Below are 24,270 nucleotides of genomic sequence, written 5' to 3'. Positions count from 1 at the left end.
CATGAAAGGTAAGGTTTTAACAATAGCTGGATCGGATTCTAGCGGTGGCGCTGGAATTCAAGCGGATATTAAAACCATTTCTTCACTTGGTGGATATGCCATGTCCGCGATTACAGCAATTACTGTACAAGACACCAATATGGTCAGTGAAGTGTTTCCCGTTCCGGCTAATACTGTACGGGCACAAATACTGTCGGTGTTAGGTGATATAGGTGCTGATGCCATTAAAACCGGAATGTTAATGTCACCTGAAATTATCGAGGGTGTTTCAGATATTCTTGCAAAATACGGTGCTGATATTCCTATGGTGGTTGATCCCGTGATGATGTCCACGAGCGGACATACGCTTTTAAAACCATTAAGCGTAAAAGCGATGGTAAGTGAAATACTACCCAAGACGACATTATTAACACCAAATTTGGCTGAAGCATCTAAACTAACAGGCGTAGATTTTCTCAAAAATATGGATGAGATGCGCAAAGCTGCAGATGCTCTTTTAAAGATGGGACCGGAAGCGGTTTTGGTTAAAGGGGGGCATCTTAAAGGTGATATTTTGACAGATTTATTGGTTACACAAAATTCAGAAAAAATATTCTCCGCTCTTAGGGTACCTGGTAAAGATAATCATGGTACAGGGTGTACACTCGCATCAGGTATTGCGACAGGACTTGCTCAAGGTCTTAAACTTGAAGAAGCAGTAAGCAGAGCTCATAATTTTGTACAAAAAGCGCTTGAAAATGCGCCCGGGTTTGGTAGTGGTTGCGGCCCTCTTAATCACCTCGTGAAGGTTGACTAAAGTCATACTGGACTAAGCACGTAATAATATATAGTATCACCCTATAACAATGAATATATCTATATTGTGAGGGATAATTTACTATGTTTAAGATCAAAACCGTAATCTTGGGTCTAATGGGTTTTGCATTGATTTCTACAAATTCTTATGCGCAAACCATGGAACAGCTTAATGATAAGTTCAGGCAGCTTAATGAGTATTTGCCGACGCCAAATTCTTACCGTACAGCTTCAGGTGCGCCGGGTCACGAATATTGGCAGCAACAGGCAGATTATAAAATTGATGTAACTCTTGATGATGAAAATCAAAGTGTTACGGGTTCTGCAAACATTAGATATTATAATAACTCTCCAGATAGCTTGAAATACATTTGGCTGCAAATGGATCAGAATCGTTTTGATCCTAAAACGTCAATGGATATCGCGGGTGAAACAGTATCACCAAATATGGATGGGATGTCTTTTTCTGCTATGCGCAGCCATATTGAACGTCGAAATTTCGATGGTGGCTTCAAAGTAAGTCGTCTTCAGGATTTAAGCGGAAATGATCTATCATATACAGTTGTAGGCTCGAACTTACGTATTGATTTACCAACCGAGTTAGGTCCAAATCAAGCCACAGATTTCGCTATTGATTGGTCCTATAACATCCTTGATTCTGAAATTTTACGGTCCCGTCAAGCGGCTGAATATTTTGAACGTGATGACAATTATATTTATGAAATTGCACAGTGGTATCCTAGAGTGACCGTTTATTCAGACTACGAAGGATGGCATAATAAAGAATATCAAGGTAGTGGTGAATTCACCCTTGAGTTTGGAAATTACGATGTGACTATTACGGCACCGGCCGATCATATTGTTGCCTCAACAGGTGTGTTGCAAAATGAAGCTGATGTTTTAACGCAAGATCAGCGCGATCGTTTAATCGAAGCGCGCACTGCATCGGTTCCTATTTTTATTGTCACGCCAGAAGAAGCGGTGAATAACGAAAAAGAAAAGGCTTCTGAAACAAAAACGTGGCATTATAAAGCAGAAAATGTCCGCGATTTTGCCTTTGCCTCGTCTCGTAAATTTATTTGGGACGCGATGGGTTATAAGATGAAAGAAAACGGTGAAACTGTTATGGCGATGTCATATTATCCTATGGCTGGTCAACCGCTTTGGTCTGATATTTCGACACAAGCCGTAATGCACACATTACAAGTTTATAATAAATATTCGATGACGTATCCATATCCCGTGGCTATCTCAGTTAATGGCCCTATTGGCGGCATGGAATATCCAATGATCAGTTTTAATGGTGCCCGTCCAACGACACACCCCGATGGAACGCGTACATATGGCCGTCGCACAAAGCACGGATTGATTGGCGTAATTATTCATGAAGTTGGGCATAACTATTACCCAATGATTATAAATTCCGATGAGCGCCAATGGACTTGGATGGATGAAGGTTTAAATACGTTTGTTCAAAACCTTGCTCATCAAGAATGGAAAGATGATTATCCGCTTGGACGAATTGATCCGCGTAATATTACTGGTTATATGACAAGTACAAATCAGGTTCCGATTATGAGCAATGCAGATTCATTACTTCAAAAAGGAAATAATGCTTATGCGAAGCCATCTACTGCCTTAAACATTCTACGTGAAAGTATCATGGGGCCAGAACTCTTTGATTTTGCGTTTCGTGAATTTGCACAGCGTTGGAAATTCAAACGCCCTACGCCATCTGATTTCTTCCGTACGATGGAAGATGCCAGCGGTGTAGATTTAGATTGGTTCTGGCGTGGTTGGTTCTATACCACTGAGCATGTGGATATTGCGCTTGATAACGTGCGTCATTTCACCATCAATACCGAAGATCCGGAAATTGAAGAAGCCTTTAAGCGCCGTCAAGAAATGGAGAAACGTAGACATCCATCATATCTCAGTAACGATGACTTGCCAAAACGCATTGATGAATTCCCAAGTATCAAAGATTTTTATAATGATAATGACGAGTTCACCGTTACCAATAAGCAACGTAATGATTATAATAAATTAATTGCGGATCTAGAAGATTGGCAAATTGAATTGTTAAATGATGACAGTCATATTTATATGTTAGATTTCTCAAATATAGGTGGCGTAATTATGCCGATTTATCTTGAAATTGAATATGCTGACGGCTCAAAGGAAGAAAAACGCTTCCCCGCTGAAATATGGAAACTCAATTATAAAAACATGACCAAGATGATTGTGAGTGATAAAGAAATTGCTTCAGTGACACTTGATCCGAAGTATGAAACAGCTGATGCTGATATGTTCAATAACTTTTTCCCACGCCGTATTCTTGAAAGTCGTTTTGATCTTGCAAAACAAAGAGGAAGAAACCGTCGTGACATGCTAAATGAAAATCTGACAGAGGTTAAATCTGTTGAAGATTACCGTAAAGAAAAAGAGAAGAAAGATTCTGATGATGCGCGTTCTGCTGAAGGCAAATTTAATGATCTGGTGAAAGAATATCAGTAGTGATTTCCAGAAATTTATCTAAATTTCTAATTCTATTTTCTATGATGTGCGTAGCCAATATTGGTTACGCACACCGTTATTACGCTTCCTTTAGTCAAGTGGACATGCAGCCTGATAAAGGCACCATCGAAATTACTCACCGTGTCTTCACCCATGATATTGAAGACTTGTTGATGCGATTTAATGGTGGGCCTGTCGAATTAACCGATGAAAAAGTCGAATCGTTTCTTAAAGATTACATTATTCAATCTTTTGCTATTTATGGCACTGATGGCGAGCAAATCCCACTTAATTGGATTGGTGTTGAAGTTACCTTTAATGATATTTATGTCTTTCAAGAAGCGCCCCTTTCTGAAGGTCAAGACACCTTAATTTTGACCAATCGAATTTTGATGGATCTCTTCCAAGAACAAAGCAATACAGTCAATGTTAAGCATGGCCGTAAAGTAAAAAGTCATACTTTTCAATATGACAGTAAACTCTATCAAATATCCTTTAGTGGACGTTCGGGCGACTACCCAATTGATCAGTAATATTTAATTCACAAATCTTCTGATTGACAATTAATTTTGTTTCTCTATATTCCGCCGTGGGCTATCCCTCCCCAACGAGGTACAGCTATTCTGGAAGGAATAGGAGACACATTATGTTACCAGAAAAGAAGCCAGCTTCACCGCTGTTTTCGTCAGGACCGTGCGCGAAACGCCCGGGATGGACGATTGAAAATTTAAAAAAAGCGCCATTAGGGCGTTCTCATCGTGCCGCAGTCGGCAAAACCCGTTTAAAAGACGCAATTGATAAAACGCATGCTTTACTTAGCCTGCCGGATGATTACCGTGTTGGTATTGTTCCAGGTTCTGATACAGGCGCCGTTGAAATGGCTTTATGGTCATTGTTAGGTACGCGCGGCGTTGATATGCTTGCATGGGAAAGTTTTGGCTCAGGTTGGATTACCGACGTAACGAAGCAGCTGAAATTAAATGATGTCCGTAAAATTGAAGCACCATATGGAGAGCTTCCGGACCTTACACAAGTTGATCCTGCACGTGATGTGGTATTCACATGGAATGGCACAACATCAGGTGTTAAGGTTCCAAATGGTGACTGGATTGCGGATAATCGTGCTGGCTTAACCATTTGTGATGCGACATCAGCTGCTTTTGCAATGGATCTTCCTTGGGAAAAGCTTGATGTAACGACTTTCTCTTGGCAGAAAGTAATGGGTGGCGAAGGAGCACATGGTATTATTATCTTGTCACCACGCGCTGTCGAGCGCTTGGAAAATTATTCTCCAGCGTGGCCACTTCCGAAAATCTTCCGCATGACTAAAAATGGTAAACTGATAGAAGGCATCTTTAAAGGCGCAACTATCAATACACCATCAATGCTTTGTGTTGAAGACTACCTTGATACCCTTAATTGGGGCGAAGAAGTCGGCGGATTAAATGGACTAATCAAACGTTCAGAAGACAATCTCGCTGTGCTTAAAGCATGGGTTGACCACACGGATTGGGTTGATTTTCTTGCCATAGATCCTGCGACAGTTTCTAATACGTCTGTTTGCTTAAAAATATCAGCAGATTGGTTTCAAAGTCTATCTGATGAAGATAAAGCAGCGGCCGCTAAGAAACTTGCTAGCCTCTTAGATGAGCAAGGTGTCGCTTATGACATTGGTGCATATCGAGATGCTCCTGCGGGGCTTCGTATTTGGGCAGGTTCCACAATTGAAGCAGTTGATCTTAAAGATTTAACGCCATGGCTAGATTGGGCCTACGGCGAAGTCAAAACACAATATAACTAATTTTACATATTTATTTTTACACTTATATGAAAGGTAATCCTTATGGTTAAGGTACTTATTTCTGATAAAATGAGCCCGCTCGCCAAAGAAATTTTTGAACGACGCGGTATTGAAACTGATGAAATCGTTGGTTTAACAAAAGAAGAATTAGAAGCGAAAATTCATGAATATGATGGTCTTGCTATTCGTTCAGCAACGAAAGTCACTCCAAAGATTTTAGCGGCAGCAAAAAACCTGAAAGTCGTTGGTCGTGCCGGTATCGGTGTTGATAATGTAGATATTCCAGCAGCAACCAGTAACGGTACAGTTGTGATGAATACGCCGATGGGTAACAGCATCACAACCGCTGAACATGCAATAGCGATGATGTTTGCAGTCGCTCGTCAAATCCCACAAGCAAGTGCATCAACACACCAAGGAAAATGGGAAAAGTCGAAATTTATGGGTGTTGAATTAACATCAAAAATATTGGGTATTATTGGATGTGGGAATATTGGTGCAATTGCCGCTAGTCGTGCAATAGGTCTTAAAATGAAAGTAATTGCATTTGATCCATTTCTATCTGAAGAACGCGCAGAAGAGATTGGTGTAGAGAAAGTTGAACTTGATGGCCTTTTAGGACGTGCAGATTTTATTTCTCTTCATACACCTTTAACAGACAGCACTCGTGGTATTCTTGATGCGGATGCATTTGCCAAAATGAAAGATGGTGTGCGTATCGTTAACTGCGCGCGTGGTGGTCTTATTGATGAAGTGGCCCTTAAAGACGCACTTGATAGTGGAAAAGTTGCTGGCGCTGCGCTTGATGTTTTTGAAGTTGAGCCTGCTAAAGAAAACGTTCTTTTCGGAAATGATAATGTTGTAGTGACGCCTCATTTAGGTGCATCAACATCGGAAGCACAAGTTAATGTTGCCGTTCAAGTTGCCGAACAAATGTCCGATTATCTTTTAGATGGTGCAGTAACCAATGCACTTAACATGCCAAGCTTAACGGCAGAAGAATCAAAACGTTTAAGTCCTTATATGTCACTTGTTGGACAATTAGGCAGTTTTGTTGGCCAGTTAAATGATGCTGTAATGAAAGAAATCCATATTGGATATCAAGGTGATGTAACGGAACTTAATGTTCGTCCTCTTACGGCGATTGTCGTAGAAGGTTTGCTTCGCCCGCTTTTAAGCAGTGTAAATATGGTCAATGCATTAAGTGTCGCAAAAGAGCGTGATATTAATGTTGTTGAAAGTAAAGTTGAAGGCGAAGGCGATTACAATACGCTGGTGACTGTAAAAGTTATTACCGATAAAGGTGAGTTCTCAGTAGCTGGAACACTCTTTGCGGACCGCCGTCCTCGTATCGTTCAAGTTGATGATATTCGACTTGAGGGTGAATTAACTGAAAATATGATTTTCGCGACCAACGAAGATAAGCCAGGGTTCATTGGTTCTCTTGGAACAATTCTTGGAACGGGTGGTCTAAATATCGCGACATTTAATCTTGGTCGTCATAATGAAGGTGGTCGTGCAATTGCACTCGTTGCAGTTGACCAGCATGCTTCTAATGATGTCATCGGCGAAATTGAGAAAATTGGCCAGGTACATAGTGTGAAGGCTTTAAATTTTTAAAATTGTAGAAAACTGTATCCAAACGATTTCTACGATTAGGGAGGGTTATTAACCCTCCCTTTTTTGTGTTTTTGCTACTTTTTGGCGTTGGGCTTTATTAATATTGGTGATATAAGCACAACGAAAAGCGAGTCTAATTTTAAAGCGACAATTAATTATGTCAGAACAGAATGAAACAGCCCTGCTGCCAGAAGGATTGCATGACAGTCTTGTGGGTGAAGCTAATAAGGAAACGAAAGCAGTTGAGAAATTGCTGAAAGCCTTTTCTGCTCATGGGTTTGACTTAATCCTGCCGCCATTAGTTGAATTTGAAGAAAGTTTGCTTTTGGGCCCTGGAAAAGCTCATTCGAGAAACATGTTTCGCGTACTTGACCCTGTTTCGCAGCGTATGATGGGCGTGCGTACTGATATGACGGGGCAGGTTGCCCGGATTTCACAATCACGTTTAAGTAACGCCCCTCGACCACTTCGTCTTGGGTATGCGGGTGATGTATTACGTATTAAAGGAACACAATTAAGACCTGAACGCCAATTTAAACAAGCCGGCGTTGAACTTATAGGATCGAATTCAACGGAAGCTTATGTTGAAATAATTTTGCTCGCTTATGAAGCGCTCAGTGATGTCGGTGTTGATAATTTAAGTGTCGACCTTGCGTTGCCGCAATTGGTTCCGGCTATTACAAGCGGCCTTGGAATAGATGCGGATTTATCAAATCAGGTTCGAGACGCGCTTGACGCAAAAGACATCGGCGCATTAGCCAATATAGAAGGCGATATTGGTGAAATTAGTCGAGCAATTTTAAATGCAGCAGGGCCTGCAGAAAAGTCTCTCGGAATTTTATCAAACTTATCATTGCCTGAAGAGGCAAGCGCGCTATGTGATGAGTTAATTAAACTTGTTGGAAAATTATCAGATATTGCGCCGGATTTAACAATTACGATTGATCCCGGTGAATACACGGGTTTTGAATATCAAACAGGTATCAGTTTTAGTATTTTTGCAGGCGGCGTGAGAGGCGAACTTGGACGTGGCGGTCGTTATGTCGTAAATGCAGAACACGGTGAAGGTGAACTGGCAACAGGTTTTTCACTTTACCTTGATAGTTTAATGCGTGCGATCATTGTCGAAGAGCAAGAAAGAAAGATTTTTATTCCAAATGGAACCGAACGCACATTATTAAGTGACTTACAGAAAGATGGTTATAGAACCATTCTGGGACTAGAAGATGTGAAAGACGAAATTTCAGAAGCGAAACGAATGAAATGCGGTTTTATTTGGCAAAATAATAAGATAAACGAAATATCGAAAGGTTAATAATTGTGTCTAACGTTGTCGTAGTAGGGTCCCAGTGGGGCGATGAAGGAAAAGGTAAAATCGTAGATTGGTTAAGCGAAAGAGCCGATGTAGTTGTAAGATTTCAGGGGGGACACAATGCGGGACATACACTTGTTATTGATGGAAAAGTTTATAAATTAAGTCTTCTTCCTTCTGGGATTGTTCGTGGCGGCAAGCTATCAGTGATAGGTAATGGTGTTGTGGTTGACCCATGGGCGCTAGTTAATGAAATGAAAAAATTAAGCGATCAGGGCGTAACTATTAATGCTGAAAGTTTGCTTATTTCTGAAGGCTGCTCACTTATATTGCCACTTCACGGTGAACTTGATGCAATTCGTGAAGATGCCGCAAAAGCACGTAGTGAAACAGGCCCTGTAATTGGCACAACACGACGTGGAATTGGCCCAGCTTATGAAGATAAAGTAGCGCGTCGCGCCCTGAGAGTATGCGACCTAAAATCACAAGAAACAGTTGCAAAACGTGTTGACGTTCTTCTTGGACATCATAACCCACTTCGTAAAGGCTTAGGATTTGATGAAGTTGACCGTGATGATTTAATTGCACAAATCATGGATGTTTCTAAACATGTTCTTCCGCTTGTTGGCGCAAGTTGGAAAATATTAGACGAGGCGAGAAAAGACGGTAAAAAAATTCTATTTGAAGGCGCACAAGGCATCATGCTTGATATTGATCATGGTACGTATCCTTTTGTGACGTCTTCTAATGTTGTTGCTTCCCAAGCTGCGGGCGGTTCCGGAATGGGTGCCAATAGCCTTGATTATATTCTTGGCATTACGAAAGCCTATACAACACGTGTGGGCAGTGGCCCATTTCCAACAGAATTATTTGACGAAGTTGGACAAGGGTTAGGTGAACGTGGCCATGAGTTTGGCACTGTTACGGGACGCAGTCGCCGTTGCGGTTGGTTTGACGCCATCATGGTGCGACAAGTGATGAAAATTTCAGGGATTACCGGTATTGCACTTACAAAGCTTGATGTTCTGGATGGCATGGAAGAACTGAAAATTTGCGTTGGTTATGATTTAAATGGTGAAAAGCTGGATTATTACCCCGCATCAACGGATGATCAAGCCACAGTAACGCCTATCTATGAAAGCATGGAAGGTTGGAGCGAGAGCACCTTTGGAGCAAGAAGTTGGGTTGATCTTCCTGCAAATGCCATTAAATATGTGCGCCGCATTGAAGAGTTGATTGAAACACCCGTGGCTATTCTCTCTACAAGCCCTGAGCGAGAAGACACAATCCTCGTTAAAAATCCATTTGAAGGCTAACTAATATAGATATTAAAGATAGATCGTTTTTCCTGTTAGGCAACTCTCTATTTCTGTTTGGAACAAATGACTTTCATCTTCCTTATGGGGATTATACGTGCCAATTTGCACTAATATGTGATTGTCCTTGGATATTTTGATTTCTGGGTTAGAGCCACGAAATACAACAAGCTTTTTCTTTTCGACTTTTAATGAGTATAGAATTTCATATTCGGCGATAATCTGAATGGATGAACTGCCGATTGCACCTGGGTCAAATTGATAAGCTCTATAGAGGCAGGATTTGGTTTTGTGTTCCGAAATTAACTTTTTATCCACTCTATTTTTACCGATTAAAGCTGTGCCGCTTAATGCTGTTAATACCAGTATAGCCCATAAAAAACTTACAATATGATGTAGATATCTGAGATATCTAATTTTCCAAAATGTAGATAACTTTATCAAAATGAATAAGGAAATAATCCAAGCACCACTTTGGAAGATCACATGGAATTCCCAATCAATGAAGTATAATGCTATAGGAAAATTAAATAGGAAGATTAAGATTAAAGCAAACGAAATAAGCCAAAAAATGAGTAATAGTTTTGATTTTTCTATAATAGTATTCCCCCAATAATTTACTTTCCGGATACTTATTACTGCTCGATTGTGAGCATGTCATCTTCGGCGGCAGCAGCCTGCATTGCGATCTGCAGTTTTTCAAAGGCGCGTGCTTCGATTTGACGCACGCGTTCGCGGCTAATGCTATATTCGATGCTTAATTCTTCAAGAGTTTTAGGGCTATCACTTAGGCGACGTTCTGAAATGATATGTTGCTCACGCTCATTTAAAGCACTCATGGCATTAGCCATAAGTCCGCGTCGGTAATTTAACTCTTCTTCATCTGCATATGCTGTTTCTTGATCTGGTGTATTTTCGTCTACAAGCCAATCTTGCCATTCACCTTCGATGTCGGCACGCATTGGCGCGTTCAATGAATGATCACCACCAGACATACGGCGGTTCATTTGAACAACTTCGTCTTCTTTAACATCAAGTCTATTGGCAATTTCAGTAACTTGGTCCGGATGAAGATCACCTTCATCAACGGCTTCAAGTTGGCCCTTGATGCGACGTAAATTAAAAAACAATTTCTTTTGTGCTGCCGTCGTTCCAATTTTAACGAGCGACCAAGATCGAAGGATATATTCATGAATTGAGGCCTTAATCCACCACATTGCATAAGTGGCCAAACGGAAACCTTTATCAGGGTCAAAACGTTTAACTGCTTGCATCATGCCGACATTACCTTCGGAAATAAGATCACCTACCGGCAAACCATATCCGCGATAACCCATCGCAATTTTAGCCACAAGACGAAGGTGAGAAGTAACCAATTTATGGGCAGCATCCGTATCGCCATGCTCCGTCCATGCTTTTGCGAGCATAAACTCCTCATCCGGCTTAAGCATTGGGAATTTACGAATTTCATGTAGGTAGCTCGTTAAACTACCGTCCGGTGATATCACTGGTAGATTATTTTGCGCCATCTTAAGTTTTTACCCTCAGTCCTTTTTATCCATTTTATCTTATAAAAACATTATGGCAGTATTTAGACAGCGACTAATGCTTGAATAAGGTGTTTCATATCATTTGGTAATTCTGTTTCAAATGTCAAGTGCTCCTTGGTAATCGGATGAATGAATCCGATCAAATAAGCGTGAAGTGCTTGACGTGTAAAATTGGAAAGTGCCTCTTTTGCGCCTTCCGATAAATTTTTGGAAGGATTATTGCGACGGCTATAAAGAGGATCACCAACAAGAGGATATCCCAAATGTGACATATGAACCCGCACTTGATGTGTTCGACCCGTTTCAAGGCGGCACTCAACTAGTGAGAGACTTGGTGGCAAGCCTTGCTTAACATTTTGCCGGGATGTTATTTTTCTGGGAGGTTCTAATCTTTTTATAACTTTGTAATGTGTGAGCGCTTCTTTTCCGCTTGGTTGGACAGATATCTTCAATCTATTTTTAGGGTCTCTTTTAAGCGGAGCATAAATTTCGTCGGCTGTTGGGTTTGGAACCCCCCAGCAAATAGCATAATAAGCTCTTTCCATGCTGTGTTTTGCGAATTGTTTTGCCAAACCTTTGTGTGCTTTGTCGGACTTCGCAGCAACCATAAGGCCGCTTGTATCTTTATCTATCCTGTGAACAATACCGGGCCTTCTAACTCCATTGATGCCTGATAAACTTTCGCCACAATGGTAGATGAGTGCATTGACAAGAGTACCGCTATAGTTTCCTGGGGCAGGGTGGACGACCATACCAGCAGGCTTATATAGGACTATTAAATGATCGTCTTCATAATAGATATCCAGTGGGATATCTTCGCCTTCAGGGATAGGCTCTACAAGATCAGGAATATTTAAGCCAAATATCTCATGCCCTTTTATTTTTGCTGAAGGGTCTTCATATTTCTTTTCAGAATCTTTCAGAAAGACTTGACCTTCGACGATCAGGCTTTTAAGACGGGAACGACTAATGTCCGGAAGCTTATTGCTGAGGAACTTATCTAGGCGTAAGCCTTTATCCTCTTCGTCAGCTGCTGCTTCATAATATTTAGGTGTAATTATCGTCATGTCAGAAGAACCAATGCCAAAAAATTATAAATTACTCAAGGGAATTGTGATTACTTTGGGTGTTTTAATTGTCGTTATGGTCGTTGTTATCATTGTTGCTTCCATAATGAAATATAATGATCAAAAATCGGCCGAAGCCGCGTTGGTTGAAAAATATCAAACATCACAAATTGTAAAACCGACAAATTCAAAACCATTTGAAATAAACTTAAAACTTTCAAATGGCGAAGAAATTATTTCTAGCAGCAACAGTGATAAGGGAATCTTGATTAATATTGGCCGAAATCAAACTATTGAAAGAGTAATTTTAGTTGATTACGCAGGCAATATAATTGCGACGATAAAATCTAATTAATCATCAGCACTTTCAACGGGCAGTGAAAATTTCACCAAACCCTTCATTTTATTCGGGTCTATTACTTTTCCGCGTCTTAAAATACTTATTCGACCTTCTCGGGCGAGATACTTTGCTTGTTGCTTGACTGCGAGCATATATTTTCGCCAAACATCCTCAGGGTCACTGTCTTTGGCGCGATCCTTTGAAATTTTGATGGCGATATCATTTGGACTTACTACTGAACCATCAGCAATCGCCTCTAGGATATAGAGCTGAACAGGGTCTTCCTTTTTTTCAGCTTCGTCATTTTGTTCGTTTACATCTGTCATGATCGCCATGTAACATGTTTTGTTAAGTTATGCACGATAAATTGAAGCTATGAAGAAAGAGAATAAATAAATGTCGCCTGTTTATCTGCTTTGGGGAATGTTGATCGGCCTAGTTATGGCAGCCCATATTGGCCCAGTGAATATTATATGCATAAGACGCGCCCTAACCAAGGGACCTAAGAATGGTTTTGTCGTTGGAACAGGAGCCGCTTTTGCAGACGGACTATTTGGGGCCTTGGCCGCATTTGGGTTGGCTGGATTAACCACCTTTATCGAGGAATTTAATGTCTGGTTCCAGGTGATTGGCGGGATTGCATTGATTGTGATCGCTTTAAAACTTTGGTTCAGCCACCCTCATATTGATGATATTAGAGATACTTATAAAGATAGAATAAAAGCTGCTATTGGCACATTTCTTTTAACCATGTCGAACCCTTTAACGGTTTTGGGCTTTGTGGCTATATTCGTAAGTATGGGCTTAGGTGAAATGGGTAATAACTATTTTAACGCAAGTTTCATTTCATTAGGGATATTTATAGGATCATGTTTGTGGTGGGCTATCATTTCGAATGTGTCAGCAAAAATTGGTAAAGGGATAACTGATAAAGGGCTAGAAAAAATCAACAAAATATCAGCGGTCATTATAATGTTATTTGGTTTGAGTGCATTTATAAAGAATTTAAGTTTTCTTTTATGAAGGATGGCTTTTCGCAATAAATGCCCCATTTAAATAACCTTTTTTCTGATATCTAAATGGAGTTCCATCGGGATTAGTGACGCTTCCTCCAGCAGCATTTAAAATCGCATGCCCAGCGGCAATATCCCATTCCATTGTCGGGCCAAAACGAGGGTAAATATCAGCATCGCCAGTGGCGACAATACAAAATTTGAGCGAGCTGCCTACGGAAACAGTATTCTCAATATTATTATCTATTAAAAATGCTTTAGTTTGATCATCCAGATGGGATTTACTGGCTACTGCTGTCATTCCTTCTTGGGGTATGGGGCGCGTTCTTATAGGGATTTCATCGGGTGAGATTACGTCATGCGTAACATTTTGCAAAATAGCAGTATCTCTATTTAATGCCGTATATAATTTACATGTTGCCGGAACATAAATAACAGCAAAAGTAGGAATGCCGTTTTCAATAAGCGCAATATTAACTGTGAAATCAGAACCACCAGATATAAACTCTTTTGTTCCATCTAATGGATCAACCAACCAAAAGATTTCTTTTGTTTCAGGTACAATACCAGCACTAACACTTTCTTCTGCAATGATAGGAATTTCAGGGGCAATGTTTTTGAGAGAGGATAAAATTATTTTTTCAGCCTGTTGATCTGCGATTGTAACTGGTGACTGATCACCTTTTATAGATATGCCTAAATTTCCTTCACGGACTTCAAGAATTTTTCTTCCGGCTTTAACAGCGGTAGGACGAAGAACTTCAGCAAATTTTTGATATTTATTTTCGATCATTTGATTTTTTCTAATTAATTTATGTTGTCGTTTTTATTCTGCTGAGTATTATATGAACCATTCGCATCATACTACAAGATAGAAAGTTTTTTTATGAAAGAATTAGATTTTGCCGCCCTTTTATGCTCACGTCTTTGCCATGATTTAATTAGCCCTGTAGGGGCGATCTCTAATGGTATTGAAATTTTAAGTGACGAAGAAGACGAGATGATGCGTGCAGAAGTAATGAAACTTCTTGAGCTTAGTGCTGGACAAACATCTAATAGACTTAAGTTTTATAGATTAGCATTTGGTGCTGCTGGGGGTATTGGCGCTCACGTTCCAATTCGAGATGCCAAAAATGCAGCTACTTCGTTGTTTGAAGGGACACCAATTAACCTTGATTGGAATTCTGAAATCGGTGAAATGGATAAAAGCACATTAAAAGTGCTATTAAATATGATACTTGTCGCCAGTGAAAGTTTAATTCGCGGCGGTGACATGGCCGTTAATATTACCAAAACGGGTGAAAGCATCATTACTGAAGTATCAGTGCGAGCCGACCGCGTGATTTTCCAAGATAAAGCACGCGAAATGATATGCGGCAATACAGAGACTTTAGATGGGGATCCAAAAATAGCACCTGCCTATTTAGCATCCAGTGTTGCACGTGAGCTCGGTAGTAAAATTGAACATATCGAGCATAATGAAAATAGTTTTACCTTAAAATTTTCTACCTAACAGCATTTTTGCTGCTTAAAAAATCTTATTATTTGAGAAAAAATAGCAAAGCTTTACTTCATTTTAACCAATTTCGTAGAGATTAGAGGCTGGTATACCCAGAATCTAGTAAAAGAGGTAATTGGCATGGATACTGTTGAAGAAGCATTTAGCTCTATGATTGCATCACTTAACACAGACATCGGTGGGGTACATATATTTAGTGGCGGTCGAACAGACGTACCGCCAATTGTCGGCGATAATCTAGGGGACTTAGTCGCAGCAACAGCTGGCGGAAACATGTTTCAAAATGATGGACGCAAAGCAATTGCGAAAATCGGACAAAATACGGATATGGAATATAGCCTTTTAGCAGATGAAGTTGCGGAAGATTTATTTATGGCAATTAAGGTCTTGGCTGATTTTGATAATCTTACCCCGATATCAGGTGAATTAACGCCGGCTCAGAATACGTTTCTTGAAAGTCAATTGAGCGTTTTTGAGAATGTCATCGAAGATTTGCGAATTGTATTATCCAGCAATGGTATGCGTTATGGCCGCGCAGACGAATTATTAGAAGAACATCAAGAGCAAGAAACGTTTATGCTAAATTTCATTTCTGATATTGAGGATGTTAATATGGCCGAAGCCATCACAAGAGTGAATAACGACCAGACCGCGCTTGAGGTTTCCTATAAATTAACAAGTGAGTTATCAAGACTTTCTTTACTGAACTTCATATAACCAAGTACGTAAAGACTTGAAGTTTCCCTAAAAGCATACTATGTGACGGGAATGGAAAAGAAACAGTTAAATAGTCTCGGTATAGATAAAGCCCCAGAAGACACGCGCGTGGTTGTTGCTATGTCCGGCGGTGTTGATAGTTCTGTCGTTGCTGCAATGCTTAAAGATCAAGGTTACGATGTAATTGGTATAACCTTGCAGCTTTATGACCACGGCGTTGCCATTCAAAAAAAAGGCGCTTGCTGTGCAGGTCAAGATATACATGATGCGCGCCGCGTTTCAGAGGCCATTGGAATTCCACATTATGTTCTGGATTATGAAAGTCGCTTTAAGGATAGCGTCATGGAAGATTTCGCCGATAGTTATATTCGAGGTGAAACGCCAATCCCCTGTGTGCGCTGTAATCAGGAAGTGAAATTTAAAGATCTTCTTTTAACGGCAAAAGATTTGGATGCTGATGTCTTAGCAACTGGTCATTATGTCAGAAGAGAAGGGGACATCAATGATGCTGAAATGCGCCGAGCCGTAGACCCGCTTAAAGATCAAAGCTATTTCCTTTTTGCAACAACTCAAGAGCAGCTTAACTTTTTACGTTTCCCTCTTGGTGGCATGGTGAAAGAAGATGTGAGAAAACTAGCCGAGAAATATGGACTAACGATTGCCAATAAGCCGGATAGCCAGGATATTTGCTTTGTACCTGATGGAGGATATGCAAGTGTTATCGAACGTTTAAGGCCTGGTGCGGGTGAACCCGGTGAAATTGTTCACCTTGATGGTTGTGTTCTTGGTGAACATAAAGGAATTATTTATTACACAATAGGTCAGCGTCGTGGTATCGGAATTGGTGGTGGTGATCCGCTTTATGTCATTAAGCTTGACCCCGTGAAAAAGCAAGTCATCGTCGGACCAAAAGAAGCTTTAGAAATTTCAAAAGTCGAAATCAAAGAATTAAACTGGCTCGGAAATACTGATATTCCCGAAGATGGAATTGATATAATGGTAAAAGTCCGCTCCACAAGGCCAGCAGAGGAAGCGAAGCTTTATAAAGGTCAAAAACAGGATGAAGCCTATTTTCTTCTGAAACGACCGGAATATGGTGTTTCTAGCGGTCAGGCCGCTGTTTTTTACCATGAGGATAGATTACTTGGCGGCGGCTGGATCACAAAAGCAGAAACATCCTTTTCTCTATAATTGTGAATATGAAAAATATCTATTTACAGCCAAATAACAATTCACTATAAGATGCGCTGTCCGATGACACCTTAGAGTCGGGCAATATTTATTTGGAGCGGCGGGGTAGCTCAGCTGGTTAGAGCAGCGGAATCATAATCCGCGTGTCGGGGGTTCAAGTCCCTCTCCCGCTACCAAATAAAACAAGGACTTAGCTAATATTGGCTTAGTCCTTTTTTATTATATGGTCCATATATGGTCCACCATCTAGTTATTATACGATCAATCGTAGTTAACTTCATTTTTTGGCAACACACCGAAATATCAACATCCTTGTATGCAATAACCTTAGTTAGTCCAACTTGGTCTGATGGGGTCATTTATACCCTACCTTCGTTAAAATCTGAATGTCCGCTTTCGACCCAAAGCGGACACTCGCTTTAGTAATGTCGTTGCATAAATATATCTGATAACCTGATTTTGAATCCAGTTTTAGGGAAAATATATAGCCATATTGTTCTATTCCCATTTAGGAGCTGTTAAACGTCTTTTGCCATCCAGAGTTTTTGGTATGTCATCTGAACCCAAGTCTACTCGATCCCAGAGCTGACATGTAACAACTTTGTGTTTTTGGTCTAGGCCTTCGCAGTAATTGGTGTACTTACAAACGCGCACCTCATCCCCCCTACCTTTTCTTACTTTTCTAAACCAGTCAGGATCAGCCAACGTTTGGCGCGCCATACCAATTATATCAGCTTTCTCAGACTGCAAAATTTCTTCCGCTTGTTCAAAACTATGGATACCTCCTGCAACAACTATAGGAATATCATAGCCTGCATCGCGAACTACTTTTCTAATTTGATATGCTGGCTCCACATTACGACCATAAGGACCTTTTTCGTCAGACATAAATTGGGGCATACATTCGTAACCGCTAGGTCCAGTGTAAGGATAGACTGCACTACCAACTTTTGGCTGTAGTGCGTCTTCAAATTTTCCTCCCCTTGAGAGAGATATAAAATCCATACCAGCTTTTGCAAATTGTTTGCCAAAGTAACAGGTGTCCTCAAGAGTGTTCCCATTATCAATACAATCTTCAGATAAGAAACGGCACCCTAATGTATAATCAGCACCTACTCGCTTACGCACAGCATTAAATACCTCCAATGGGAGGCGAACTCTATTTTCCTTGCTGCCCCCATAACCGTCTGTACGAGTATTGTGAGCCGATAGAAAAGATGCCATTGTGTAAGCATGCGCGTAGTGCAATTCAACACCATCAAAACCAGCAATTTTTGCCCTCTCAGCGGCATCAGAAAATAATTCCGGCAGTGTATCAGGAAGTTCTTTTATACGCTGAAGGTCGATATCTGTAACTCGGTCACGATGACCTAGGCGCAATGATTCAAGCTCGCGGACATTTAATATTGTTTCAAGCTGCTCATCAGCCAATGTCATAAGATGATCTCGAATTGCTTCTTCTGACCAGTTTTCAGCTTTCAGAGCCGTTCTATGCTCATCAGTGATTTTTAAGTGCCGTCCAAAATATTTTTTCGGATCTGGTCTTCTATTCATGGCCAGAAAGTCGATAATTTGAATAAATAATTTTGTTTGCCCATCACTTGCTATAAGGACCGCATCAACAAGTTTTTTAAGCCCATCAACATAACGATCATGTCCTATCCGTAACAATGGACCTGATGGTATATCTCTAATACCAGTTGCTTCAACTACTATTGCGCCAGGTTTACCCTCTGCAAACCTCCTATACCACTCAATAACTTCGTCTGTGACTATTCCATCATCATTAGACCGCCAAGGTACCATGGCGGGAACCCAACTTCTTTCTTTCAATACGTCCTTACCAATTTTTACGGGTTGGAACAATAATGCTCCACCAGCTTGGTCAGCGCTTGGCCATTTCCCGGGATCAGGATAATGTTTAATTCGTTCTGGTGGTTTCCACATTGATCAATTCCAATTTTGTTGGTTCAATTCTCTCAATTTGTTTCTTTTTACTTTCCCTGTAGCTGTTCTAGGTAAAGTTTCAACAAATTTTATTTCTCTTGGATATTTGTAGGGCGCAATAACTTTTTTTATATAGTTCTGCAATTCAAGTGCAGTTTCATCTGAGGGAGTGTTTCCATCATTAAGTATAATGTAGGCTTTAACGATGGAGCCTCTCTCTTCATTTGGAACGCCGATCACCGCACATTCAGACACTTTATCATTAGTATAAAGAGCATCTTCGACTTCTGGTCCGGCAATATTGTAACCCGCGCTAATGATCATATCATCACTTCGACTTTCAAAGCTAACGTAACCATCGTTGTCCATTGAACACATATCGCCAGTTATGTTCCACCCATTAACCACATATTTTTGTTGGTGTTTATCTGCCAGGTACTTACACCCGGTCGGGCCTTTTACCGCAAGACGACCTATTCTTTCTGGTTCAACTGGCACATTATCAGGGCCAAGAATACGTACTTCGTATCCATTAATCGCTTTGCCAATTGTGCCGGGTCGTATGTCATTCTCTATTGCTGAAATAAACATGTGCGTCATTTCGGTTGAACCAAGAGCATTGATGATTTTCTTTCCGGTTTTTGTGTACCACTCTTCGAAAACAGCAACTGGTAAATGTTCGCCAGAAGAGACTGCTTTTTTTAAACTTGATAAATCATAGTCATGATAATTTTTGAGCATAAATTTATAAGCTGTAGGCGCGGTCGCACAGATCGTTGCTTTAAATTTGTCGATTGCAGCGATCAGATTGCTTGGATTAGTTTTTTCTAGTAAAATGGTCGTTGCGCCAACATGGAATGGAAATGTGATTAGCATACCAAGACCAAACGTAAAGGCCATTGGAGGGCTACCGATAAATATATCATCTTCGGTCGGTTTTAGAAGAGCGTCTGCCGCGCATATACACATCGCCATCACATCTCTATGAAAATGTATAGTTCCTTTCGGTTCACCAGTTGTGCCACTTGTAAATGCAATTAAAGCTGGGTCATCTTGCTTTGTCTCGACATTTGAAAATTCTGTAGGTTTACCCTGAATTAAGGCTTCTAATTCTGAGTTAGCAGAATTTTCGCCCATAGCATTAAAAAAACAAACCTGTTTTAGAAAAACTGTATCGGTGATTTCAATTTCTTCTTTTAAGCGTTCGTCGCACAAGGCAAACTGTATTTCAGCTTTATTAATGATAGTGTCTAATTCCGGCGCGCGCAACAGCGGCATAGTTGATATAACAACACCTCCGGCTTTAATTATAGCAATCCAGCAAGCTACAGCCATTGGGGTATTAGCAGAACGAAGCAAAACGCGGTTACCTTTTAACAGCCCCATTTCATCTTTAATAACATGTGCGATCCGATTGCTTATTTGGAAGAGTTTCAAATAACTCCATCGCACGTCAGGCGTGAGAATCGCAGTTTTATCACCGCGGCCTTCGCAGATATTCTTGTCAATTAATTCTGCCGCACAATTCAAATTTCTAGGAAATTTCAATGCATCATTTTCAAACAAATATTCCGGTTGCTCCGAAATACCTGGCTGGTTTAATTTGACAAATTCATCGATATTGTGATTAAAGTTATCCATGTCTTAACGTTCAAAGTGGCCTTTTTTATGTTGTATAGTGCCCAACTATTGTTTCCATAAGGTTTATTAAGTCACATCTGCTCTATGTTTAAATTCTTCGTTATCCCAAGCTTTGGTTTTCATAACGGTTGAAATGATACCCACTGCATCGTAAATATCTTCATATCTCAAATAGAGGGGTGTTATGCCGAAACGCATTACATCTGGCGCTCGAAAATCCCCAATAAGACCCATTGCTTTTAGAGCTTGCATTATTTCGTAACTATTCTCATGGGAAAGTGATACGTGACCACCCCTTAATTCATCTTCAACTGGACTAATAATTTCAAAACCATAATCCCCGCATTTTTCTTGCATTAGAGTTATAAATAAAGCCCCTAGCCGTTGTGCCTTTTTTCTCAATAGATGCTGATCGACTTCACAAAAGATGTCTACCCCAATTTCGAGCACTGTTAACGCCAAAACAGGTGGAGTACCGCATAAAAACTTACGAACATCATTTGCCGGCGCATAGTCGTCGGTAAATAGGAAAGGGTCTTGATGGCCAAACCATCCAGAAAGTACAGGACTTTGATCGTTCTGGTGCCTCTTTGCAACATAGATAAAAGCAGGTGCCCCCGGTCCACCATTAAAAAACTTGTATCCGCACCCGACTGCAAAATCTGCTTCACTAGCATTCAAATCCAATGGAATTGCACCCGCTGAATGGCTTAAGTCCCATACAACCAGAACACCAACTTCATGTGCTCTTCGGTTTATTTCAGCCATATCTCTGATCACACCAGTTTTATAATGAACCTGAGTAAGCAATAACACCGCGACATCTTCGTTAATCGCATCAAGTATCTGCTCCGGCTCGACAATCTTAGACGTAATATTTTGTCCTGCGAAGTTTTCAATGCCATTCATAATATATAGATCGGTTGGAAAATTTCCTTTTTCAGAAAGCATGATTTTCCGGTCATCGTTAATATGTAGTGCTGCACATAGAGCTTTAAACAAATTAACTGAAGTGGAATCACAGACCGTCACTTCATCCTTTTCGGCTCCAATAAAACTGGCTATTTTATCACCAATTCTCTGTGGCAGCGTAACCCAGTCCGCACCGAGCCATGAGGTAATTAAACCGCGGCCCCACTCATCTTCGACCGCATTTTGTATTCTCTTTATTGCTGCTATAGGTAACGCACCAAGTGAATTACCATCCATATAAATCGTTTTTTCAGGTAATTTAAACTTTAACCTATATCTTTTAACAGGATCGGTCTCATCAAATTTCAACATCTGTTCTCGAGATATAGTCATAGTTTCATTCCTTAATTAATATTGCCCTTACCTTAGCGTTTATAATGCTCATTTTTATTACTATAAGGCACATCGGCATAACCAGATTGGATAACACCATTCCGCTCAGCATATTGGTCCCAGACTTCTATCATTTCAGAAAGCTTTGCGGGATCAAATTCTGATAAATCTTCTCGTTCAAAAGGGTCGCTTTTTAAATTATAAAGCTCCCACCTACTCTTGCCGTATGGTTTGTTATTATCAATTATTTTCCAATCGCCTTTGCGAATGGCTTTGCGGCCAAATAGCTCCCATCCCATAGTATATTGATCGTCTAGGTTGTCTTCTTTCCCTGTAAGATATGGCAGTAATGAGCGTCCCTGCAGAGGAAACAGCTCTCGGCCTTTATACGTACTAGTTGGGTATGTTACCCCTGCAACATCCAGCAGCGTTGGTACGACATCAAGAACCGTCATGAAACTACTTTCAAATGATGATTTTTCGGCTATTTCCGTGGGCCAAACAACAAAAGCAGGAACTTTAATGCCGCCTTCACTGGAAAAGGCCTTGTATAACTTATAGGGAGCAGAACTAACGCTTGCCCAACCGGGGCCATAAGCCGTAAAGCTGCCAGGTTTCCCAAGACTATCTGTATCTGTAGTAAAGGTTTCAGGCACCCAATTTACGTTGTCTTCAATATGGTAAGGATCATTACCATCGGCACCATTATCAGACATGAATATGATCAAAGTATTATCAAGCTTTCCGGAAGCTCTTAAGTGTTCAATAATTCGATTAATATGAAAATCCATCGCTTCGACCATTGCCGCGTAAACGGCCATATTTTTGGCTTCCTTTGCTTTTTGACTTTCGTCGAGATCATGCCAATTTGCCACTATGGGTGATCGCGGAAAGTCTTTAGGAATTTCAGATATAAGTCCCAACTTTTGCATTTTATTAAGACGCACGTTCATAATTTCATCGTAACCGCTATCATATATTCCTTCGTACTTTTCGATGAATTCGTCTGGCGCTTGCAGTGGCCAATGAGGTGCAGTGTATGAAGCAAATGCAAAAAACGGTTTATCATCTTCGACATTCTTTAAGTATTCAATCATCTTATCCGTATAGGTTTTGGTTGAATAAAAATCATTTGGTAGAACTGCTTCTTTACCATTTTCAAGATAGATTGTTGTTGGGATTTTGCTAGAAGCCGCTAGCTCCGAGTAATGGCTTGAAGAACCGCGCGGCATAACATAAGTCTGCTCAAACCCGCGGCTATGGGGGACCTGATCTTCTTCTAATCCTAAATGCCACTTGCCGGTCATTATAGTGCTGTAACCAGCGTCCTGCAGCAGTTCACCGATAGAGGCAACCCTGAAGTTTAGATAGCCCTCGTAGCCCACCTGAACTGTTCCGAGGCCTACTCCTTCTGAATCGAACCCACCAAGGCCAGACAAATGGTTGTCTACTCCAGATAGAAGCATCGAACGTGTGAATGAACAAATTGGTGCCGCATAAAAGTTAGAAAACTTAACGCCTTGATTGGCAAGACCATCGAGCGTTGGTGTGTTGATTTCCCCGCCAAACTCACCGAGGTCGGAAAAGCCCAAGTCGTCGGCAACGATTAATAAAATGTTTGGTTGGGCTGCTTTTGTGTTTTGTATCTGTTCTGTTTGATTTTTAGCAGAACACGAGGCAGTAACAAAGCTGATCATGATTATTAAAAAAAACTCTACGTTTTTTGTATATTTAATTTTACTAATCACGTCTCTCTCCTGCGAGTTTTAAGTTTGGACATAATTACTATTAGGGTATTATGGGAGACTTGTAAATCTGATTTCATTTAAACACAAATAGCAGGTCATTGCATAACAAGAGCATTTATGTAATGTTTAAAAAAACAACTAATCAGTGAGGGACATCGTGAGCATTAAGGTAAAAAATTATCTAGAAGATGGTGTTGAAACCTTCGAAGCGGACATTAACGGAGAGAAGATACAGTGGGATAAAGCACTTACTTACAGTAAGCATATTCAGACAAAAGCTTTGCTCTCGTGCCAAATTCCTGTTTCTGACGAGCCGGAAGAACTTATGTTCATCATTATCCACCAGTCAATGGAACTATGGATAAAACAGTGTATACATGAAGCGCGTTTGGTGACGGGTTTTCTGCAATCGGACTATTTGCCAAAGGCATATAAATCGCTTGATCGCATTGCGGTAATCTTACGTCACATGATTCACTCTTGGGAAATACTTGCCACGTTAACACCGCATGATTTTTTGACATTTAGAGAATATCTGCGTAAGGGGTCGGGATTTCAATCTTATCAATACCGTGAACTTGAATTTCTATTAGGTAATAAAAATAAGGATCTTATCGTTGTTTATAAGGAAGATGAACAGGTCTATAAGCATTTGAATGATGTTTTAGCCGCCCCGTCGCTATACGACGTCACGTTAAAATTTTTAGCCAATAAGGGGCAGAACATTCCTCAGGATAAATTAGATCGTGATTTTTCAAAACCATATGTACCGTCATCGGTTGTGGAAGATGTATGGCGAGATATATATTCAAATGTCGATAAACACTGGGATTTATATACCTTAGGAGAAAAAATCACGTCTCTCGAATAT

General features: G+C 40.5%; 22 protein-coding genes and 1 tRNA gene. 14 read left to right on the top strand and 9 right to left on the bottom strand.

The genetic code is table 11. The annotated features are described in order from the left end of the window. Window position 1 precedes the first annotated feature (1 nt). The 7 genes from thiD to ACTF6W_RS09850 all read left to right on the top strand — a co-directional run bounded on the left by thiD (window position 2) and on the right by ACTF6W_RS09850 (window position 9,361). Window positions 2-796 carry a bifunctional hydroxymethylpyrimidine kinase/phosphomethylpyrimidine kinase gene (gene thiD, locus ACTF6W_RS09880; RefSeq protein WP_438994375.1) on the top strand — a complete coding sequence of 265 codons (795 nt, stop codon included), beginning with the start codon at window positions 2-4 and terminating at the stop codon, window positions 794-796. A gap of 83 nt (window positions 797-879) precedes the next feature. Further along, complete coding sequence (locus tag ACTF6W_RS09875) at window positions 880-3,312, top strand: M1 family metallopeptidase (RefSeq protein WP_438994374.1); 2,433 nt, start codon at window positions 880-882, stop codon at window positions 3,310-3,312. After that, window positions 3,312-3,845 carry a DUF6702 family protein gene (locus tag ACTF6W_RS09870; protein ID WP_438994373.1) on the top strand — a complete coding sequence of 178 codons (534 nt, stop codon included), beginning with the start codon at window positions 3,312-3,314 and terminating at the stop codon, window positions 3,843-3,845. The genes ACTF6W_RS09875 and ACTF6W_RS09870 overlap by 1 nt, the downstream gene beginning before the upstream one ends. Window positions 3,846-3,958: 113 nt before the next feature. Further along, window positions 3,959-5,113 carry a phosphoserine transaminase gene (locus tag ACTF6W_RS09865; RefSeq protein WP_438994372.1) on the top strand — a complete coding sequence of 385 codons (1,155 nt, stop codon included), beginning with the start codon at window positions 3,959-3,961 and terminating at the stop codon, window positions 5,111-5,113. Window positions 5,114-5,155: 42 nt separating this feature from the next. Next, window positions 5,156-6,733 (top strand): phosphoglycerate dehydrogenase, encoded by a 1,578-nt coding sequence (gene serA, locus ACTF6W_RS09860; protein ID WP_438994371.1) that lies wholly within the window; start codon window positions 5,156-5,158, stop codon window positions 6,731-6,733. 157 nt (window positions 6,734-6,890) lie between these two features. Continuing rightward, a complete protein-coding gene (locus ACTF6W_RS09855) occupies window positions 6,891-8,048 on the top strand; it encodes an ATP phosphoribosyltransferase regulatory subunit (RefSeq protein ID WP_438994370.1) in 1,158 nt (385 codons plus the stop codon). 5 nt (window positions 8,049-8,053) lie between these two features. Beyond that, window positions 8,054-9,361 (top strand): adenylosuccinate synthase, encoded by a 1,308-nt coding sequence (locus tag ACTF6W_RS09850; protein ID WP_438994369.1) that lies wholly within the window; start codon window positions 8,054-8,056, stop codon window positions 9,359-9,361. 12 nt (window positions 9,362-9,373) lie between these two features. Here the strand turns inward: ACTF6W_RS09850 and ACTF6W_RS09845 are convergent, their stop codons facing one another. The 3 genes from ACTF6W_RS09845 to ACTF6W_RS09835 all read right to left on the bottom strand — a co-directional run bounded on the left by ACTF6W_RS09845 (window position 9,374) and on the right by ACTF6W_RS09835 (window position 11,978). Further along, complete coding sequence (locus ACTF6W_RS09845; protein ID WP_438994368.1) at window positions 9,374-9,847, bottom strand: hypothetical protein; 474 nt, start codon at window positions 9,845-9,847, stop codon at window positions 9,374-9,376. Between the two features lie 149 nt (window positions 9,848-9,996). Continuing rightward, complete coding sequence (gene rpoH, locus ACTF6W_RS09840; RefSeq protein WP_438994367.1) at window positions 9,997-10,890, bottom strand: RNA polymerase sigma factor RpoH; 894 nt, start codon at window positions 10,888-10,890, stop codon at window positions 9,997-9,999. Between the two features lie 62 nt (window positions 10,891-10,952). Further along, window positions 10,953-11,978, bottom strand: coding sequence for an RluA family pseudouridine synthase (locus ACTF6W_RS09835; RefSeq protein ID WP_438994366.1), 1,026 nt, complete (start codon window positions 11,976-11,978; stop codon window positions 10,953-10,955). Here ACTF6W_RS09835 and ACTF6W_RS09830 point away from each other — a divergent pair. Beyond that, on the top strand, window positions 11,977-12,333 hold the full coding sequence (locus ACTF6W_RS09830; protein WP_438994365.1) for a hypothetical protein: 357 nt from the start codon (window positions 11,977-11,979) through the stop codon (window positions 12,331-12,333). The two genes, ACTF6W_RS09835 and ACTF6W_RS09830, sit on opposite strands and share 2 nt — an antisense overlap. Here the strand turns inward: ACTF6W_RS09830 and ACTF6W_RS09825 are convergent. After that, window positions 12,330-12,644 carry a DUF3253 domain-containing protein gene (locus ACTF6W_RS09825; RefSeq protein WP_438994364.1) on the bottom strand — a complete coding sequence of 105 codons (315 nt, stop codon included), beginning with the start codon at window positions 12,642-12,644 and terminating at the stop codon, window positions 12,330-12,332. The two genes, ACTF6W_RS09830 and ACTF6W_RS09825, sit on opposite strands and share 4 nt — an antisense overlap. 70 nt (window positions 12,645-12,714) lie before the next feature. Here ACTF6W_RS09825 and ACTF6W_RS09820 point away from each other — a divergent pair, with 70 nt between their 5' ends. Then, complete coding sequence (locus ACTF6W_RS09820; protein WP_438994363.1) at window positions 12,715-13,341, top strand: LysE family translocator; 627 nt, start codon at window positions 12,715-12,717, stop codon at window positions 13,339-13,341. Here ACTF6W_RS09820 and cysQ read toward each other — a convergent pair. Continuing rightward, window positions 13,336-14,124 carry a 3'(2'),5'-bisphosphate nucleotidase CysQ gene (gene cysQ / locus ACTF6W_RS09815; protein ID WP_438994362.1) on the bottom strand — a complete coding sequence of 263 codons (789 nt, stop codon included), beginning with the start codon at window positions 14,122-14,124 and terminating at the stop codon, window positions 13,336-13,338. The two genes, ACTF6W_RS09820 and cysQ, sit on opposite strands and share 6 nt — an antisense overlap. Window positions 14,125-14,217: 93 nt before the next feature. Here cysQ and ACTF6W_RS09810 point away from each other — a divergent pair, with 93 nt between their 5' ends. The 4 genes from ACTF6W_RS09810 to ACTF6W_RS09795 all read left to right on the top strand — a co-directional run bounded on the left by ACTF6W_RS09810 (window position 14,218) and on the right by ACTF6W_RS09795 (window position 16,934). Further along, entirely contained in the window at window positions 14,218-14,844 is a 627-nt protein-coding gene (locus ACTF6W_RS09810; protein WP_438994361.1) for a histidine phosphotransferase family protein, read from the top strand. A 126-nt stretch (window positions 14,845-14,970) separates the two neighbouring features. After that, window positions 14,971-15,567: a flagellin gene (locus tag ACTF6W_RS09805; RefSeq protein WP_438994360.1), complete on the top strand. Its 597-nt coding sequence runs from the start codon at window positions 14,971-14,973 to the stop codon at window positions 15,565-15,567. 51 nt (window positions 15,568-15,618) lie between these two features. Next, window positions 15,619-16,758: a tRNA 2-thiouridine(34) synthase MnmA gene (gene mnmA / locus ACTF6W_RS09800; protein WP_438994359.1), complete on the top strand. Its 1,140-nt coding sequence runs from the start codon at window positions 15,619-15,621 to the stop codon at window positions 16,756-16,758. Window positions 16,759-16,857: 99 nt separating this feature from the next. After that, a tRNA-Met gene (locus tag ACTF6W_RS09795) sits at window positions 16,858-16,934 on the top strand. Between the two features lie 322 nt (window positions 16,935-17,256). Here ACTF6W_RS09795 and ACTF6W_RS09790 read toward each other — a convergent pair. From ACTF6W_RS09790 to ACTF6W_RS09775, 4 genes are all read right to left on the bottom strand, one after another. Then, the gene (locus ACTF6W_RS09790) at window positions 17,257-18,705 is read right to left on the bottom strand and encodes an NADH:flavin oxidoreductase (protein WP_438994358.1); all 1,449 of its coding nucleotides are present in this window, start codon (window positions 18,703-18,705) and stop codon (window positions 17,257-17,259) included. Between the two features lie 3 nt (window positions 18,706-18,708). Continuing rightward, window positions 18,709-20,346, bottom strand: coding sequence for an AMP-binding protein (locus tag ACTF6W_RS09785; RefSeq protein WP_438994357.1), 1,638 nt, complete (start codon window positions 20,344-20,346; stop codon window positions 18,709-18,711). A gap of 66 nt (window positions 20,347-20,412) precedes the next feature. Further along, the gene (gene kynU / locus ACTF6W_RS09780; protein WP_438994356.1) at window positions 20,413-21,651 is read right to left on the bottom strand and encodes a kynureninase; all 1,239 of its coding nucleotides are present in this window, start codon (window positions 21,649-21,651) and stop codon (window positions 20,413-20,415) included. A 32-nt stretch (window positions 21,652-21,683) separates the two neighbouring features. Beyond that, window positions 21,684-23,399, bottom strand: coding sequence for an arylsulfatase (locus ACTF6W_RS09775; protein WP_438994355.1), 1,716 nt, complete (start codon window positions 23,397-23,399; stop codon window positions 21,684-21,686). Window positions 23,400-23,556: 157 nt separating this feature from the next. Between ACTF6W_RS09775 and ACTF6W_RS09770 the strand changes: the two genes are divergently transcribed. Beyond that, window positions 23,557-24,270: tryptophan 2,3-dioxygenase (locus ACTF6W_RS09770; RefSeq protein ID WP_438994354.1), on the top strand; the 714-nt coding region annotated here is incomplete at its 3' end.

Origin of the sequence: Pseudemcibacter sp., assembly GCF_965661635.1 — a bacterium.
In the GTDB taxonomy this organism is placed as follows: domain Bacteria; phylum Pseudomonadota; class Alphaproteobacteria; order Sphingomonadales; family Emcibacteraceae; genus Pseudemcibacter.
The sequence above is the reverse complement of the archived record's forward strand: the minus strand, read 5'-3'. Positions and strand labels throughout refer to the sequence as shown.